We start from the raw sequence: 17,002 nt of genomic DNA on the forward strand, positions 1-17,002 counted from the left end.
TGATAGGAATTATAAATTTCATATTGAATCGTGGAAAGGATGGGATTAACACATGTGGAACGAGTTTAAAAAATTCGCATTCAAAGGGAATGTAATCGATTTAGCTGTCGGGGTTGTAATCGGTGCTGCATTCGGTAAAATCGTTAGTTCTTTAGTAAAAGATATCATCACACCATTACTTGGTATGGTACTGGGCGGCGTTAACTTTACAGATTTAAAACTTACATTCGGTAAATCATCTATTATGTATGGTAACTTCATCCAAACTATTTTTGATTTCTTAATTATTGCAGCTTCTATCTTTATGTTCGTTAAAGTGTTCAACAAACTAACATCTAAAAGAGAAGAAGAAGAAAAGACAGAAGAAATTCCAGAGCCAACGAAAGAAGAAGTTCTTCTTAGCGAAATTCGTGACTTATTAAAACAACAAAATTCTTCTAAAGATAGAGCATAATTGAACGGATAAAAAGGCATGCCCCTCGGGACATGCCTTTTCTATATGCTATAACGTTTCCGAATTCATATGAATAAATAAAATAATACCTGCAACCATAAGTACCATAATACTACCTGCAAATAGTGTAATACCCATGAACATTAAACTTGTGCTCATGTCCACTGATACACTTTCAATAAAAATAGAAATTACATACGTGATAAGGGCAATTCCTGCAAGAATACTTCCTGGAACAAATCGCTTTAAACCATTTTGTTTTAACGTCATATATGCAAAAATAGCAGTCATACAAAGCGTAATTATCCAAAGAACGATCATCTTTTCTCCCCCCTCACAAGCCTTTTCTTTCTATTATACATGACATTGCCCTATAATAGTTAAATTTGCACTTATGTGACATATAACAAGGAATAATACCAATTTTGTAGCGAAGTCACCAATAGGACGCATACTTAGGAGGATTTCAATTGAAAGATGATATTGTAGGATATTTTAAACAAGTAGAGCGATTCGATTATATTACAATCGACTTAGACAAAAATCTTTTTTATATCGAAGTTGTACAATTAGAAACAAATATCACTTAACTTAGACAAGGATGAAACTATTATTGCTGGCAATGTAAAACAATATGAACCTTCTCGGTTAGAACATTTAATACAAAGCTTTAAGCGCACTGCACAAGCATGCCTTGAACATAATTTACAGAGTCCTGAAGAACTTTTTGCATTTTGGAAAGGAAATTGACCACTTTAAAAATGGATATCATTCATATAAATTGATATAATTACCATATACAACTATTCTTTACAAGGGAGTGTTCATAATGATTTGGATTTCACTAATCGTATTAGCCTATTTCATCATTCTCGTCCCAATACAATATAACTATATGAAGATGCTCAAGACAAAACAGAAAAAAATGAACGTGTCACAAAACGAACTATATAACAACATGTCTTATGAAGAATCCCAAATACATTATCATTATCAAAGTAACGTATTTACAATACCTGCTTCGCTTGTCGCAAGTATTATTTATAGAGTGAAACATGCAGCATAATATGTACGCTATAAAATTATTATTTGAATCTGTTCATTCTGGTGAGCCTCATCCTACGAAAATTGATGAGCATTATGAAGAGAATCACGATACACTTTTTGAAGAAAGTATTATTCTTGTTAAAGCAAACAGTTTAGAAGAAGCTCACGAACTAGGAAAAAAAATCGCGATACAATCTGAAGATACATACAATAACATGTATAATGAGCAAGTAACGTGGACGTTTCGAAAAGTATTGCATGTGTTTGAATTAGACGATACACCATTTGAAACAGGAAAAGAATTGTATGCAAGATTTTTACACGTTAAGAAAAATGAAACGGTAGATACAGTAGTTAAAACATACTATCCTGAATACGAATAAAAGCTCACAGCAATTGCTGTGAGCTTTTTTATACTTACTTCGTTGAATCTCTAAATTGGATGCGGTGAGGTAAGATAACAGTGTGATCTTCCACTTTTTCCTTGTTCATATACTTTGTTAATAGACGCATTGCTACTGCACCGATATCATACATTGGTTGTACAACTGTTGAAAGTTGTGGACGAACCATTAATGCAAGGCGTGTATTATCGAAACCAAGTACTTCTACATCAGTTGGTACGTTTAATCCAGCGTCTTGTGCTGCATGGATTACACCTAGTGCCATTTCGTCAGAAGATACGAAGATTGCTGTTGGCTTTTCATCACTGCTCCAAAGCTTTTCGAATGCTTCGATACCTGAATCATATGTGTAATCTCCATCGATTATAAGATTTTCATCATATGAAATACCTGCTTCTTCTAAAGCTTTTTTATAACCGTGTAACTTCTTGGCGCTTCCCGCTTTATCAATGAAAGGACCAGAGACGAAACCGATACGCGTATGTCCTTGCTCAATAAAGTGCTTCATTGCGTCGTAAGCTGCTTGTGTATAATCAATATTTACTGATGGCGTTTCATTTTGCTCATCAAATGACGCTGCTAATACGATTGGTACTGGAGACTTTTTGAATTCTTCAATGTGAATGTCTGTAATATCTTCACCCATGAAAACAATTCCGTCCACTTGTTTTCCAAGCATCGTATTTAATAAATGGAACTCTTTCTCTTTGTTTTGGTCAGAGTTACTTAAAATGATGTTATATTTGTACATTGTTGCGATATCTTCAATTCCACGAGCAAGTTCTGCATAAAACGTATTTGAGATATCAGGAATAATAACACCTACTGTAGTTGTCTTCTTACTTGCTAGTCCACGTGCTACCGCATTTGGGCGGTACCCTAAACGATCAATTGCTTCTAATACTTTCTTTCTTGTTGTAGGCTTTACATTTGGATTACCGTTCACTACACGAGATACGGTAGCCATTGAAACGTTTGCTTCACGCGCTACATCATAAATTGTTACGTTCATCTCATCGCACACTCCTTCTATTTTTGTTATCTATTTTATGTATCGGTTACTTGAATGAAAAAAAGACATCAACTCTATTTGCAGATGCCACCAATCGTCCCGAGTTCTTCCTTTTACTAATGATACGATAAAAACGCAGGCTCATACAATATTTTCCCGCAAAAGTTTCGAAAAAATTCGCTTCTTTTCTCGTATTTTCGTATTTTTCATGAAAAAAAGGGCATTTTTTGTAAAAAAATAGATATCTCATAAGTAAAGACCCTATTTTAAGCAGTACGATAGTAAATGAAATTTATATCGGCGATTTTTCGAATATATCGATCACAACTCGAAATATATGAACGATTTTCCAAATATATCGACCACAACTCCAATTATATCAGCGATTTTTTAAATATATCGGCTTACCGACAGAAAACGACAATGGTAGTCATTTGATGCGCTGGATTTGGAGGTACGCGGCGCCCTGTAGAATGCGTTACATCGGCAACGACAGGTAAACATGTGTTGCTTTCTTTAAAATCGGCACAGCGGATATAGGAAGCGTATTACGCGTCGCTCTTCCCCCTCGTACCTTTTCACTTACAATAAAAAAAGACAGTTTAAACACTGTCTTTTTTTATAAGAAGGAAACAAACGGTTTTTCGCTGTTTTTCTCTTTTATAATAATTGCCTCGATTTTACTCTCGGACTTTATCTGCAATTGTACTTTCGCATCTTTAGGTAATTTTTCTAACATACTTTGAGCAGCCATTTGGGTAAGAGCCATTAATTCTGTTTTACCATTGTATTTAATAACGATATTCATATTTAATGTATCCATCTGGTTTTTCTTATAAGAAACTTTAGCATTGACTGGGATAAAATCTGCCGGAGAAAAACCTTTCATTGCATCAGCAAATTCAGTTATTTTGGTATTATCTTCTCCATGTGCTTTTGTAAATTCATCAGAAGGATATGAAAATGCTTGTTCATCGATCGTGCTCCAATTTCCAAGGTTCGTATCATTCTTTTGAACGGTAGCACTAGCAATATACGTACCATTTTTTAAAGAACTTGTATTTTCTTGCTTAAAGATAGCGAACGTAATTGGAGACTTATTATACTTGTCATTTTTATTAATCGCTTCAATAAGTTGCTTGGCAACTTCAGTACCTTTAGACATAGCTTCTTCATTCGATACACTTGAAGACATAGCTAAACCAATCATAACACCAGATAAACTTAGTTCGTTTGAATTCTGTTTTCCGAAATAGTCTTGTTCTATAATATTCGTCAAAACTGGTGCTTCTACTTTTGCGACTAGTTCATCAACTAACTTCTCCGGAATATACTGATTTAATTGTAGTACATGATTCTCTGTATCAAATTGCTCTTTTGCAATATTCATTAAACCATTTTCATACTCTGCTAAATCTAATTTAGAATTTGTTTTTATATTAGCTGTATTTATAACCTTTTGTTCTTTTAAAGGAATTACAGTTCTATAATAATCTTTAGAAACAGCAGTTCTCGGAATCATGCTTTTTTCTTTCGTATCCTTCTGTATAACTTCATCCTTCTTACTAATCGTATCATTACTACAAGCTCCTAGTAATAAACTTACGACCGCGAAGGATAATGCCATTTTCTTCATTACTTAAAACCTACTTTCAACAATCTAATTATTTAATTTGAACTAATAACAGTGTACCATTAAATATATTTCAACAAAAACAAAAAAAAGAAGCAAGCACCTTTAGCTTGCTTCTTTTTACTTAATATTCTCTTCTAAAGCGTCTTTTTTAATGTTCCAATGAGACGTATTCCATACTACCATCCCATCTTTTATGTATAACACTTGCGGAGATTCATGTTTAATGCTGTACTGTTCTGCAACACGATTCGAAACATCTCTCGCATCTTGTACGTATAAGTAATACGCTGGTACTGCTCGTTCTTCACTACAATACGCTTGAAATTCTGTATATGCACCATGACTAATCGGGCATGTCGTACTATGTTTAAAAAGAACATAAGGCTCGTTTTTTTCTACTAATACTTCAAGCTCTTCAATTGCTTCAATTTTTGTCATATTCATCACGATTCACCTCTCATGCGAAGTCTAGAGCGCTTCTCTTTCTTTTCAGCTTTTTTCTCAAGTCTTTCTAATTTACGCTCTTCTTTTTCAACCTTTTTCTCTTGTCTTGTCGCACGATAATGATTGTATACTTCAATTGCAGCGCTACTCCACTGTACAACTTGCGCTACTTTATCTGCATTGTTTTCAATTTCGTCCGTAACAGAATCTGATGCATTACGAAGTTTCGTATTTAAAGAATGGATTGTTGTTCCAATTCCATCTACACCCGATACTACTTTATTTAATGATTGTGACTTCTGTTGAATGTCATCAGCTAACGCATTTGTTTTATGTAATAATTGCTCCGTCTCTACGCTAATCCCTTGCATTTGCTTTTCTAAACCTTCTAACGTGCTTGCAACGTTTTCTAACGTCTTTTGAACCGATAACAACGTTCTGCATACATACACTACTAATACAGCGAAAGCAACCGCGATAATAGCTGCACTTACATATAAAAGAACTTGCATTTCATCACTTCCTTTATCTTTTTCATACTTTCCCCTATTATACAATCATTTTCCGTTTCGTTCTAATCCCTATCTTTTCATTAGAATTTTCATACTTATTCGTTAAATTTAACATAAATGATTCAACAAATTCCACTAAGTAGGTTACAATAGGAGAGGATACATAATTAGTAGGGAGGCTTTACATATGAAAGATCCACGCATTGAAAAGTTAGCATACAATTTAATTAACTACTCTATCCGCTTACAAAAAGGCGAAAAAGTATTAATTGAAAACTTTGGCTTACAAAAAGAACTTGTAACTGCACTTGTAAAAGAAGCATATGCCGCTGGTGGTTTCCCATTCGTTTCTCTAAAAGATCATCAAGTAGATCGCTCTTTATTAATGGGTGCTACTGAAGAACATTTCGAACAAATCGCTGCATATGAAGCAAGCGTAATGAAAGATATGGACGCTTATATCGGTCTTCGCTCTGGCGATAACATTAACGAACAAGCTGACGTGCCAAGTGAAAGAATGCAAATTCACGGTCAAACAGTTGGTAAGAAAGTTCATAGAGACATCCGCGTTCCGAAAACGCGATGGGTTGTTCTTCGCTACCCAAATGCTTCTATGGCGCAGCTTGCTAAAATGAGCACAGAAGCTTTCGAAGACTTCTACTTCGAAGTTTGTAACTTAGACTACGGTAAAATGGATAAGGCGATGGATAGCCTTGTTACATTAATGAATAAAACAGATAAAGTTCGCCTAACTGGTCCTGGAACTGACTTAACATTCTCTATTAAAGACATTCCAGCTATTAAATGCTCTGGTCATTTAAACATTCCAGACGGTGAAGTATACTCTGCACCAGTTCGCGATTCTGTTAACGGTACAGTTTCTTACAACACACCATCTCCTTACAACGGTTATACATTTGAAAATGTACAACTTAAGTTTGAGAACGGTCAAATCGTTGAAGCAACTGCAAACGATACAGAGCGCATTAACAAAATCTTCGATACAGACGAAGGCGCACGCTACGTTGGTGAGTTCGCAATCGGCGTAAATCCATACATCTTACATCCTATGGGAGACATCCTATTCGATGAAAAAATCGATGGCAGCTTCCACTTCACTCCTGGACAAGCTTACGACGATGCATGGAACGGCAACAACTCGAACATTCACTGGGATTTAGTATGCATCCAGCGCCCTGAATACGGCGGCGGCGAAATTTACTTCGACGACGTACTAATCCGTAAAGATGGACGCTTCGTTGTACCTGAATTAGAAGCTTTAAACCCAGAGAACTTAAAATAATAATAAAAACGCTCGGAATGTTCTCCGAGCGTTTTTTTATTAATAATTTAATAAATCTTTCGCCACATCTTCTGGCACTTTAAAACTCATCTTCTTATTTTTCATTTCAACTTCAACATACGGAACATCTTTATATACTGTCATAGTATCAATTTCATGTAACTCTTTTTTATCATTACTCGACTCCGATATTTTTTTTGTATCCTCTTGGTACATTTTAAATGTTTTCCCTTGCGGAGTATCTAAAGGAGCCGACTGCATTTCCCACTTATCCATTTTCATGACTTCAAACAGCTTTTCAATTTCTTTCTTATCAGTAATTACTTTTTTATCACTTGAATCCGTAAGTGATTCAATCTCAACCTTTTGTGCCTTTTCTAAGTTCATATCTGCCTTTTCCTTCTTCGCACTACACCCTATTATAAGAAATGATGCTGTTAGCAAAAATAGAGACAACATACAGATTTTTTTCATCTCTAATCCTCCTGCACTATATAGAACTACTTTTCTCACTTTTTGTTTGCTCAAAATGAAAATAATATAAAAGCGCCACTGCAATAGTACCTATTAATATTGGTACATATAAGGGCAGATCCCATTTCATATATACTCTAGTGCAACCAACAAGCACAAACAAAACAACGGTTTTACATATTTCATTTCTTACCTACCATTTCTATTTTCACATTTGGATTCTCTTTCTCGATAAGCGCCAAAAATTCATTCATATCTTGCGGTATCGCAACCATATGTACTTTGTATGCATTCGTCGTAATTTCAAGGTATTTCCCAACTTGACGAATGATTCTTATCTCTTTCAATACGATATCGTCATTTAAAATGCCGTACTTTAATACACCATTTTCTACTTTATGCTTTTTAATAAATACTTCCCAAACGAGTGGCACATTTACAAGGAAGCATAAACCCATTCCAATTAACGCTGACATCCACTGCTCTTTATTTGAGATAATCATGACAAGTGGATATACGAACATAAAAACTAACGTGAGACAAACGAAAATTACTACTGACTTACTTCTTTGAATCGGAAAGTCCATACCTACACCCCCTAACCTAAATTATACCACTTTTTCCATTTTAGTCATGAAAAAAGGCCATTTCTGAATGACCTTCTTAAACGATATACCTATAGAATTTCTTATCTACCTGTAACACTGGAAAACTTTTTGGCAACTCGTCTATACTCACACTTTGGAAATTATTCTTTTCATAAAAGCGATGGGCCGCTAAAAATTTCACTGTCGTTCCTAAGTAAATGTCTTTCAGCTTTTTATTCTCAGCCCACGAAATTGCTGTTTGGAGCAACTTATGTGATGTGCCCCACCCTTTTCCGCGAAATTCTTTTTTTACGAACATTTTTCTTAGCGCTACTTGCCGATTCTCAATATCTAATAAAGCTACTGTTCCAACTACTTTATCATCATAAGTTGCTATCCAAAAGTTTCCATAATCCCTTTGATAGAACGTTTCTATTTCAAGTAAGTCTGGCTGCTCTTCTTTCGTAATGGGAACATTGTACTCTTTTTGCTGAATATGAACGATAAGATCTACTACTTCATCTTGAAACGTACTTTCATACGGAATAATGCGTATCTTCTCGTTCATCGGATCTCCTTCCACTCTGAAGCTAGTAAACTATATACAGCGATATCGTGAAAATGATCATATAACCATTCTTCATCCCTTAAAATACCATCTAACTTAAAACCTAAACGCTCTGGAATAGCGCGGCTTTTCACATTTTCAACACCGCATCTAATTTCCACTTTATTTAATTTTAAATTCTCAAATGCATAGTGAAGTACAGCCTTTACGCTACGCGTCATAATACCTGTCCCACCAGCGTCTTCTGCCAGATAATATCCGAGACTCGCCGCTTTCTTTCCCCAGCTTACCGGATGAATACCTACCATCCCAACGAGCTTTCCTTTGTAACGTATACCACTTTCAAAACCGTCTCCCTCTGCAAACTTCTTTAACCACATCGGACAAATTTCATCATACGCACCAGCAGATTTCATCCCATCTACCCAAGGAAGCCATCTTCTTAAATGGTTACGGTTTTGATCTAATAATTCATATAATTCCTCTTTATAATGCTTCTCTAATAACTGTAATTCGATTTCGTCATCTACTCGAAGTGTGAACATGCTTTTTAGCCCCTTTTATTTTTCTTATTATTCTAACACTTACAGATGCAAAATGTTAAATATTAACACTTTTTTCGGTTTAATATAAGAATAACAACTATATATGATTGATAGCTAGATATGAATCATATATAGTTAAAGTATGGAAAAAAATGATAATTTTATAATTCAATTACGTAAAGGTGTTTTTGATCTCGCTATTTTGTCTTTAATAAGTAAACAACCTATGTACGGATACGAAATTACAAGTGCCTTACAAAATATCCCTGTGTTTCATATCCCGAACGGTTCGATTTACCCTATATTAAATCGAATCACGAAGAACAATTGGGCTATTTCCTATTGGGAAGAGTCCGGTGATGGTCCAAAAAGAAAATACTATCAAATTACAGATGAAGGGAGAGAAATTTTACATAGTCGCTTACATGATTATGATGCAGTGTATCAAGCTCTAATGTTACTAGCTAAAGGGGAGGATAAAGAATGAACAAGGAACAATTCTTTTCAAATGAACTCATTGCTTCTTTCTTACAGGATTTCGACAAAGGTTTAATGAACTTACCTATCTCCGCAAGAGAACAACATGTGCTAGAAATCAAATCTGATTTATATGAAAATGCATTAAGTAAAGAAAGTGAAGGGATACCATTAGCAAGCATCCCTTCACAAGTGATTGAAGAATTTCTTCCTCCAAAAGAATTAGCACAGGAAATTGCCAGAGAATATACAGACGTTATTCAAGATGCACAGCAATCTACAAATACATTTATTAAATACTTTACAGGACTATCTGTTGCTCCACTCGTTGCTTTATCAGTACCTATCGCACTGGGCTTTATAAATATTTCAGCTAATTTACCATTTTTATTAGCCTTTATCACAAGCAACATTTGGTTCATCTATAGAGAAAACCATTGGAATACAAAGCAATTAAAATTTTTAAAAACAGTGATTTCATTTAGTACTAGCGTTTTAATCGCTCTTCCATTTGCATTTTTCGCGATTCGAATTATGATAACAAAACAATTCGATATGTTTTCATTCTATTATTTAATTGGATATGTACTTTTTAGTTTAATTTATATCGTTTTATTAAAACAACTCTACAAAAAGAATAAACAATATCAACATATCAACGCTTTTTAAAATATATCGAACACAACAAAAAAGACGCACAGCCACAGCTATGCGTCTTTTTTCTTACTTCTCTGCAACTTGAACTTCTTTTACGTAAGCTGCTTCGAATTTTTGGATGTCGCCTGCGCCCATGAAAATTAGAACGCCGTTTTTATGTTTCTTTAATACATCCGTTGTTGTATCTGTAATTAGTTCTGCACCGTCAATACGCTTTTGCAGATCTTCAATTGTTAATTCACCTTTGTTTTCGCGTGCTGATCCGAAAATATCACATAAGTATACTTGGTCAGCTTTGCTTAGACTTTCAGCGAACTCATCTAAGAATTTTTCTGTACGTGAGAATGTATGTGGCTGGAATACAGCGACAACTTCACGCTCTGGGTGTTTTTGACGAGCTGCTTCAATCGTTGCATTAATTTCTGTCGGATGGTGTGCGTAGTCATCGATAATAACTTGCTCTCCCATTGGCTTTTCATTAAAGCGACGTTTTACGCCTTCAAAAGTTGTTAGCTGATGCTTAACTGCTTCTACATCAACGTTTTCATAATGGCAAAGCGCGATTACTGCTAATGCATTTAATACGCTGTGATTGCCGTATCCTGTAATTTTGAACGTGTCATAGTACGTATTACGAACGAATACATCGAAAATAGTACCATCTGTTCTCTTTTGAATGTTACGTGCTTGGAAATCATTATCTTCTCCAAATCCATAGAAAATAACAGGTACTTTCGCTTGAATTTTTTGAAGTTCTTCATCATCTCCACATGCAATAATGCCTTTTTTCACTTGCAATGCCATCTCTTGGAATGCATTGAATACATCATTGATATCTGAGAAATAATCTGGATGATCAAAATCAATGTTTGTCATAATTGCATAGTCTGGATTGTAAGACAAGAAATGACGACGATACTCACAAGCTTCAAATACAAAATACTTACTATTTTCTACCCCATGCCCTGTTCCATCTCCAATAAGGTAAGATGTTGGGTGTGCACCTTGCATTACATGGGCTAACAAACCAGTTGTTGATGTTTTTCCATGTGCACCAGTTACAGCAACACTTGTGTATTGGTTCATAAGATCACCTAAGAAGTGATGGTAACGATGTACTGGGATGTTTAATTCTTTTGCTGCTACGATTTCTTCATGCGTATCAGGAAATGCATTTCCTGCAATAATCACTTGTCCTTCTTTTACATTATTTTTATCAAAAGGAAGGATCGAGATATTACGCTTTTCCAACGCTGTTTGTGTAAAGAAACGCTTTTCATAATCAGACCCTTGAACAGTATGCTTCATGTCATGAAGAATTTGAGCTAATGAACTCATTCCTGTTCCTTTAATTCCTACAAAATGGTAAACTGTCATCTTAAAGAACCTCCAACATTTCGAACTAATACAACGGCCTATCTATAAGACAGTATATGAATCTTTTCTTATTTTGGTAATCATCATACATTTTTGATGTAGTGAAGTTATTCTTCCCTTCACCTATCAGGATAAACTCGTACGTACTTCTTTTTTATGTCCATAACAAATCCATTATAGCAAAAAAGAAGCCGCTATACTATGATAACAGAAAAACTGATAGGGTCAATCACCTATCAGTTTTTCTCTCTTTTACATATCTTCTCTTTTTTCTAATTGAACACTCTCTAAACGTGGGTTTGGACGATATTTACGACCAGCTTTCGCTTCTGGTTTTCCATTTAATTCTACGTTATCACCAGTAAAGCCAATATTCATTTTTAATAAGCTACTTCCTACTCCGTATATATCAACAGGTACGTTTTGGGCTTCAAATTCACGAATACGCTTCTCATCAAATCCACCAGTTACAACGATGTCTACATGCTGGAATCCTTCTTCATCAAGTGCTTTACGAAGTGCGAATACAAGCGATGGGTTTACACCACGTGGATCGAATGTTCCAAGTACTTCTGGGTGGCGAATGAAGTATTGATCAATCATCGTGCGCGACGTATCTACACGTACACCTTTTAATGTTGATCCAAATTCACGCGCTACGCGAAGTGCATCTGTAATGACATCATTGTTGTAATCAATTAATACAACTAATTCATCTTCTGGGAATTTCTTATGATATGCTTTTGCCGCTTCCACAACATCACCATTAAACATTTGAATTAATGCGTGAGGCATTGTCCCCATACCACTTCTGCCCCACCATTCATTCATCGCATGCGTCGCTTGTGCGCTCATACCTCCGATGTATGCTGCATAACCGTCACCAGCTTGTTGCGTATAATGATCGTCACGATCTCCCATGAAAATAACTGGTTTTTCTTTATCTACACTACGTGCAGCTTGGACAACGTTATATACGTTTGTCGCAACTGATGTACGACGGGCTAAAATCCCATCAATGACACCTTCTAAAAATCCGAAATTTTCATAAGGACCATGAATTGTTAACACTGTTTCAAACGGACTAATATTATCGCCATCTTTTAAAGAGTTAATTTCAAGTTCCTCAGGATTTTTTGCGAATGTTTGTAGCAATGCAATCACTTCATCTGTTCCGCAAAGAACTGCATTTTCCTTTTGGAAAAATTGCATCGTCACAACACTTTTCGGGCGAAATTCTTCAATGATTTCTCTAGTCTTTAAAAAGTAAACGGCAGAGAACCAACCTTCTCCAACACGTTCGTCAAATTTAAATGTTCTATTTGTTAGTCTATTTATTTCACCTTTTAATTTTAATTCAATTTCTTTCATGTCGCTTTACTCCCTACTTTACTATCCAACATTTTCTATTAGTATACAGCAAAACCGTTGCCTATACATTTGTTTCCTGCATAGCAGCGAATTCATCCTCAGAAATAAGGACATCTCTCGGTTTCGTTCCTCTTCCTTCAGAAATAATCCCTTGCGATTCCATCTCTTCAATGAGACGTGCCGCGCGATTATAACCGATGCGGAATTTTCGCTGTACAGAAGATGTGGACGCTCCCCCTTGTTCTACAACAAATTGACATGCATCAAAGAACAATTCGTCTTCCGACTCAGCTTGTTCTGTTTTCGCTAATAAATCCTCTTGCTTAAATAAGTAGTTCGGCTTCATTTGCTTTCTCACATGATCAACTGTTTTCTCAATCTCATCATCCGATACATATACACCTTGTACACGAACCGGTTTAGACGTACCGTTTCCTAAGAATAACATATCACCACGACCAAGTAATTTCTCCGCGCCCCCAATATCGATAATCGTACGCGAATCAACTTGGGATGATACTGTAAACGCAATACGCGTTGGAATGTTTGATTTAATTAAACCTGTAATAACGTCTACAGATGGTCTCTGCGTCGCAACTAATAAGTGAATACCACAAGCACGAGCTTTTTGTGCAATACGACAAATCGCTTCCTCAACATCACCAGGAGCAACCATCATTAAGTCGGCTAACTCGTCAATGACAATAACGATATAAGGTAATGTCTCTCCTGGAATTTCTCGCCCACTTACAATCGTATTATAACGAGTTAAATCACGAGCACCCGCGTGCGCAAACAATTCATAACGACGCTCCATTTCTTCAACCGCCCACTTTAATGCAGCTGTCGCTGCTTTTACATCCGTAATAACAGGTGCTACAAGATGTGGAACAGAATTGTATGGTGCAAGCTCAACCATCTTCGGATCGATTAACATTAACTTCACTTCATGCGGTTTCGCTTTATATAAAATACTCGTTAAAATTGCGTTAATGCACACACTTTTACCAGAACCCGTTGCACCCGCAATAAGTCCATGTGGCATTTTTCGAATATCCGTTACAATTGGATCGCCTGAAATATCAAGTCCTAGCGCAACTGTAAGCGGTGATTCACTCTTTGTAAACACAGGACTTCGTAAAATTTCACGAAGGAATACTGGCTTACTTTCTTTATTTGGAACTTCGATTCCAATCGCACTCTTCCCTGGAATCGGTGCTTCAATACGAATATCTTTCGCTGCTAAACTCAGTTTAATATCATCACTTAAATTTGTAATTTTATTTACTTTCACACCTGGGTCTGGCTGCACTTCAAAACGAGTTACCGCTGGACCTTGCGATACGTTAATAACATGTGCACCAACGTGGAAATTATTAAATGTTGTATCTAATAATTCTTTCTGTTCATCCAACCATTCCGTATTATCTAACGCTGCCTGCTGCGGAATTGACAACAATGTTAATGGCGGAATTGCATATGTCGGTGGTGTTTGCAATACATTTCGCATATCGTTCTCTCTTTGATTTACAACATATGCTTTCTCTTGTACTTCCGTACTCGAAGTTGGCTTTTGTACTTGCTCTGCCACTACTTGCTGCATTGGTTTCTCTTCCACTTGTGATTCTACCACTACTTGTTGCATTGGTGTTTCTTCCACTTGTGATTCTACCACTACTTGTTGCACTGGTGTTTCTTCTACTTGTGGTTCTACTGCCACTTGTTGCATTGGTATTTCTTCCATTTGCGGTTCCACCACTACTTGCTGCATTGGTTTCTCTTCCACTTGTGGTTCCACTGCCACTTGTTGCATTGGTGTTTCTTCCATTTGCGGTTCCACCACTACTTGCTGCATTGGTTTCTCTTCCACTTGTGGTTCCACTGCTACTTGTTGCACTGGTGTTTCTTCTACTTGTTGTACAGGCTTATTCTCTACTCGTTCGCTCATAGAAGATTGCATTGCATTCGCTCTAGCCGCATGTCTTTCCATTAATCGCGTTCTGTCTTGTTTCAACATAACAACATTAAATGGTACATGACGCTTTTTCTCACGTTTTGGTTCTTCTTTTTGTACAATTGGTTGTTCTTCCGCAATCGGTGCTTCTTCTACAACTGACTGCTCTTCCGCAATCGATGCTTCTTCTACAACTGGCTGCTCTTCCGCAATCGGTGCTTCTTCTACAACTCGTTGTTCTTCTGCAATCGGTGCTTCTTCTACAACTCGTTGTTCTTCTGCAATCGGTGCTTCTTCTACAACTCGTTGTTCTTCTGCAATCGGTGCTTCTTCTACAACTTGTTGTTCTTCTGCAATCGGTGCTTCTTCTACAACTCGTTGTTCTTCTGTAATCGGTGCTTCTTCTACAACTCGTTGTTCTTCTGCAATCGGTGCTTCTTCTGCAATCGGTGCTTCTTCTACAACTCGTTGTTCTTCTGCAATTAAAACATTTGCAAAGCTTTGAACATCTTTTTTCGTTTGTTCATCAGCCTCAGCAACATGTATGAATTCATTCGTTTGTTCAATCGCTTCATTTAAAACCATTTCTTGCTGTGTTTCCTCAAGCACTACAGGTTCTGCTTCTTCTGGCGCTTCTGCAATTACTTCCACTTCTTCTAGCTCTTCCGTTTCCGTAATTACTTCTACTTCTTCTAGCTCTTCCGTTTCCGTAATTACTTCTACTTCTTCTAGCTCTTCTGCTTCTACAATTACTTCCACTTCTTCTGGCTCTTCCGTTTCCGTAATTACTTCTACTTCTTCTAGCTCTTCTGCTTCTGCAATTACTTCCACTTCTTCTAGCTCTTCTGCTTCCGCAATTACTTCCACTTCTTCTAGCTCTTCTGCTTCCGCAATTACTTCCACTTCTTCTGATTCTTCTGTTTCCGCAATTACTTCCACTTCTTCTAGCTCTTCTGCTTCCGCAATTACTTCCACTTCTTCTAGCTCTTCTGCTTCCGCAATTACTTCCACTTCTTCTAGCTCTTCTGCTTCCGCAATTACTTCCACTTCTTCTGGTATTTCCACGATGATTGTTTCTTCAAGTTTTTCTTCTGCTTTGACAATCACTGATTCTTCTGGAGCTTGCTTTTCTACTTCAATAGTAGGTTGTTCTATTTCTGTATTACGTTTAGTTTCTTCTGATAATATTGTATCCTCGTGCTCTACTTTAGAATCTACTAATTCCGTTTGTAGAATGTTTTTGGCCTCTACATCACTTTCTTGCTTAGCATCTTCCATACGCCCAGCAATTGTTTGATAAGGTACTTCACCCGCTGGAACTTCCTGCTGTGCACTAATTTCTTGAACCACTTCTTTTTCTTCTACTATAGGCTCTTGGCGTTCAATTTCATAACCGTTTTTCTCTAGCCATTGATCGACAACTGACTTTTCTTCCTTTTTACTTTGTTGATCTCGCTGATCAACGCCTTCATGACTGGAAGAATTTGTTGCTTGTCCTTCTGAGAAATCAGATAATGTATATCCTTTTTTCTCTAACCATGCATCAACGACTGATTTGCCCTCTACAGATATTTCAAGATCTTCTCTTTCCTTTTCTTCCTCCTGCTTTTCTACCTTTTTTTCTACAGAAGGACGATTATATCCGTAAATTGGCGAGATCATTTCTGTTGGACGAAATGGTCTACGGTTACTTTCTTGCGAAGGTGCAGATGCTTTCTTTACGACAGGCTCTCTCTCCGGTTCATATTGTACTTCCGGCTCTTCATATGTAGAAACTACCTTTTCCACATACTGTCGTCTACTTCTTTCCACTTTGACCCCTCTTTGAGTAGGCTGATTTTCATATGTTACAACTTGAACAGGTTGTTCTTCAAAATGCCCTGTTGCTATAACATCCTCTTCATCGAACCCATTATCCGGTACTAATGGAAAACGGCATTTACCTGCATTCCGACTTGCCATTTGTGCTTCTCTTGCTTCAGTGTAGTGGTTTACACGAGGGATCTTCGGCTGACTTTCGATTTGCTTTGGTACTTCTTTATTTATCGCTGTTTGTTCTTCCTCTTTGTTAAACAGCTTTTTCATCCAATCTAACATGCTTACCACTCTTTCTACTAAATAGTAACATCCTTTATTGTATCAGCATTCGGCAAAAAGTGCAGGTAAAATTAAGCATGTCA

General features: G+C 36.6%; 18 protein-coding genes and 2 pseudogenes. 7 read left to right on the forward strand and 13 right to left on the reverse strand.

What is annotated here, in order from left to right; all coding sequences use genetic code 11:
- Positions 1-52: 52 nt before the first annotated feature.
- A complete protein-coding gene (gene mscL / locus ILS93_RS11095; protein WP_064474560.1) occupies positions 53-454 on the forward strand; it encodes a large-conductance mechanosensitive channel protein MscL in 402 nt (133 codons plus the stop codon).
- A gap of 48 nt (positions 455-502) precedes the next feature.
- Here the strand turns inward: mscL and ILS93_RS11100 are convergent, their stop codons facing one another.
- Positions 503-775: a DUF3917 domain-containing protein gene (locus ILS93_RS11100; RefSeq protein ID WP_000636592.1), complete on the reverse strand. Its 273-nt coding sequence runs from the start codon at positions 773-775 to the stop codon at positions 503-505.
- Positions 776-924: 149 nt separating this feature from the next.
- Here ILS93_RS11100 and dhp61 point away from each other — a divergent pair.
- The 3 genes and pseudogenes from dhp61 (at position 925) to ILS93_RS11115 (ending at position 1,884) form a co-directional block, all read left to right on the forward strand.
- Positions 925-1,204: pseudogene (gene dhp61 / locus ILS93_RS11105) on the forward strand (protein Dhp61).
- 79 nt (positions 1,205-1,283) lie between these two features.
- Positions 1,284-1,520, forward strand: coding sequence for a DUF3949 domain-containing protein (locus ILS93_RS11110; RefSeq protein WP_064474559.1), 237 nt, complete (start codon positions 1,284-1,286; stop codon positions 1,518-1,520).
- A 1-nt stretch (position 1,521) separates the two neighbouring features.
- Positions 1,522-1,884 carry a DUF4288 domain-containing protein gene (locus ILS93_RS11115; protein ID WP_222660450.1) on the forward strand — a complete coding sequence of 121 codons (363 nt, stop codon included), beginning with the start codon at positions 1,522-1,524 and terminating at the stop codon, positions 1,882-1,884.
- 34 nt (positions 1,885-1,918) lie between these two features.
- Here the strand turns inward: ILS93_RS11115 and ccpA are convergent, their stop codons facing one another.
- The 5 genes and pseudogenes from ccpA to ILS93_RS11135 form a co-directional block, all read right to left on the reverse strand.
- Complete coding sequence (ccpA, locus tag ILS93_RS11120; protein WP_064474558.1) at positions 1,919-2,917, reverse strand: catabolite control protein A; 999 nt, start codon at positions 2,915-2,917, stop codon at positions 1,919-1,921.
- Positions 2,918-3,375: 458 nt separating this feature from the next.
- Positions 3,376-3,476, reverse strand: a pseudogene (locus tag ILS93_RS29090) (hypothetical protein); the annotation flags it as partial.
- 60 nt (positions 3,477-3,536) lie between these two features.
- Positions 3,537-4,553, reverse strand: coding sequence for a CamS family sex pheromone protein (locus ILS93_RS11125; RefSeq protein WP_064474557.1), 1,017 nt, complete (start codon positions 4,551-4,553; stop codon positions 3,537-3,539).
- 117 nt (positions 4,554-4,670) lie between these two features.
- The gene (gene ytxJ / locus ILS93_RS11130) at positions 4,671-4,997 is read right to left on the reverse strand and encodes a bacillithiol system redox-active protein YtxJ (protein WP_046956174.1); all 327 of its coding nucleotides are present in this window, start codon (positions 4,995-4,997) and stop codon (positions 4,671-4,673) included.
- Positions 4,997-5,509, reverse strand: a complete 513-nt coding sequence (locus ILS93_RS11135) for a DUF948 domain-containing protein (RefSeq protein ID WP_081257212.1) — start codon at positions 5,507-5,509, stop codon at positions 4,997-4,999. Before ILS93_RS11135 ends, ytxJ begins: the two co-directional genes overlap by 1 nt.
- A gap of 187 nt (positions 5,510-5,696) precedes the next feature.
- Between ILS93_RS11135 and ILS93_RS11140 the strand changes: the two genes are divergently transcribed.
- Positions 5,697-6,812: an aminopeptidase gene (locus ILS93_RS11140; protein WP_000654739.1), complete on the forward strand. Its 1,116-nt coding sequence runs from the start codon at positions 5,697-5,699 to the stop codon at positions 6,810-6,812.
- 39 nt (positions 6,813-6,851) lie between these two features.
- Here the strand turns inward: ILS93_RS11140 and ILS93_RS11145 are convergent, their stop codons facing one another.
- The 4 genes from ILS93_RS11145 to ILS93_RS11160 all read right to left on the reverse strand — a co-directional run bounded on the left by ILS93_RS11145 (position 6,852) and on the right by ILS93_RS11160 (position 8,986).
- Positions 6,852-7,286, reverse strand: coding sequence for a hypothetical protein (locus ILS93_RS11145; RefSeq protein WP_098111458.1), 435 nt, complete (start codon positions 7,284-7,286; stop codon positions 6,852-6,854).
- A gap of 182 nt (positions 7,287-7,468) precedes the next feature.
- Entirely contained in the window at positions 7,469-7,873 is a 405-nt protein-coding gene (locus ILS93_RS11150) for a PH domain-containing protein (RefSeq protein ID WP_064474554.1), read from the reverse strand.
- A gap of 76 nt (positions 7,874-7,949) precedes the next feature.
- Positions 7,950-8,441: a GNAT family N-acetyltransferase gene (locus ILS93_RS11155; RefSeq protein ID WP_064474553.1), complete on the reverse strand. Its 492-nt coding sequence runs from the start codon at positions 8,439-8,441 to the stop codon at positions 7,950-7,952.
- On the reverse strand, positions 8,438-8,986 hold the full coding sequence (locus ILS93_RS11160) for a GNAT family N-acetyltransferase (protein ID WP_064474552.1): 549 nt from the start codon (positions 8,984-8,986) through the stop codon (positions 8,438-8,440). Before ILS93_RS11160 ends, ILS93_RS11155 begins: the two co-directional genes overlap by 4 nt.
- A gap of 142 nt (positions 8,987-9,128) precedes the next feature.
- Between ILS93_RS11160 and ILS93_RS11165 the strand changes: the two genes are divergently transcribed.
- Both ILS93_RS11165 and ILS93_RS11170 read left to right on the forward strand, forming a co-directional pair.
- A complete protein-coding gene (locus tag ILS93_RS11165) occupies positions 9,129-9,473 on the forward strand; it encodes a PadR family transcriptional regulator (RefSeq protein ID WP_064474551.1) in 345 nt (114 codons plus the stop codon).
- Complete coding sequence (locus tag ILS93_RS11170; RefSeq protein WP_098101992.1) at positions 9,470-10,132, forward strand: hypothetical protein; 663 nt, start codon at positions 9,470-9,472, stop codon at positions 10,130-10,132. Before ILS93_RS11165 ends, ILS93_RS11170 begins: the two co-directional genes overlap by 4 nt.
- A 54-nt stretch (positions 10,133-10,186) precedes the next feature.
- Here the strand turns inward: ILS93_RS11170 and murC are convergent, their stop codons facing one another.
- From murC to ILS93_RS11185, 3 genes are all read right to left on the reverse strand, one after another.
- Positions 10,187-11,497 carry a UDP-N-acetylmuramate--L-alanine ligase gene (murC, locus tag ILS93_RS11175; RefSeq protein ID WP_000219461.1) on the reverse strand — a complete coding sequence of 437 codons (1,311 nt, stop codon included), beginning with the start codon at positions 11,495-11,497 and terminating at the stop codon, positions 10,187-10,189.
- Between the two features lie 252 nt (positions 11,498-11,749).
- Positions 11,750-12,868, reverse strand: a complete 1,119-nt coding sequence (locus ILS93_RS11180; RefSeq protein ID WP_000658382.1) for a nicotinate phosphoribosyltransferase — start codon at positions 12,866-12,868, stop codon at positions 11,750-11,752.
- 61 nt (positions 12,869-12,929) lie between these two features.
- Positions 12,930-16,919, reverse strand: coding sequence for a DNA translocase FtsK (locus ILS93_RS11185; protein ID WP_222660452.1), 3,990 nt, complete (start codon positions 16,917-16,919; stop codon positions 12,930-12,932).
- Positions 16,920-17,002 lie beyond the last annotated feature (83 nt).

The sequence above is a fragment of the Bacillus sp. 16GRE42 genome (assembly GCF_019837435.1).
Lineage (GTDB): Bacteria > Bacillota > Bacilli > Bacillales > Bacillaceae_G > Bacillus_A > Bacillus_A wiedmannii.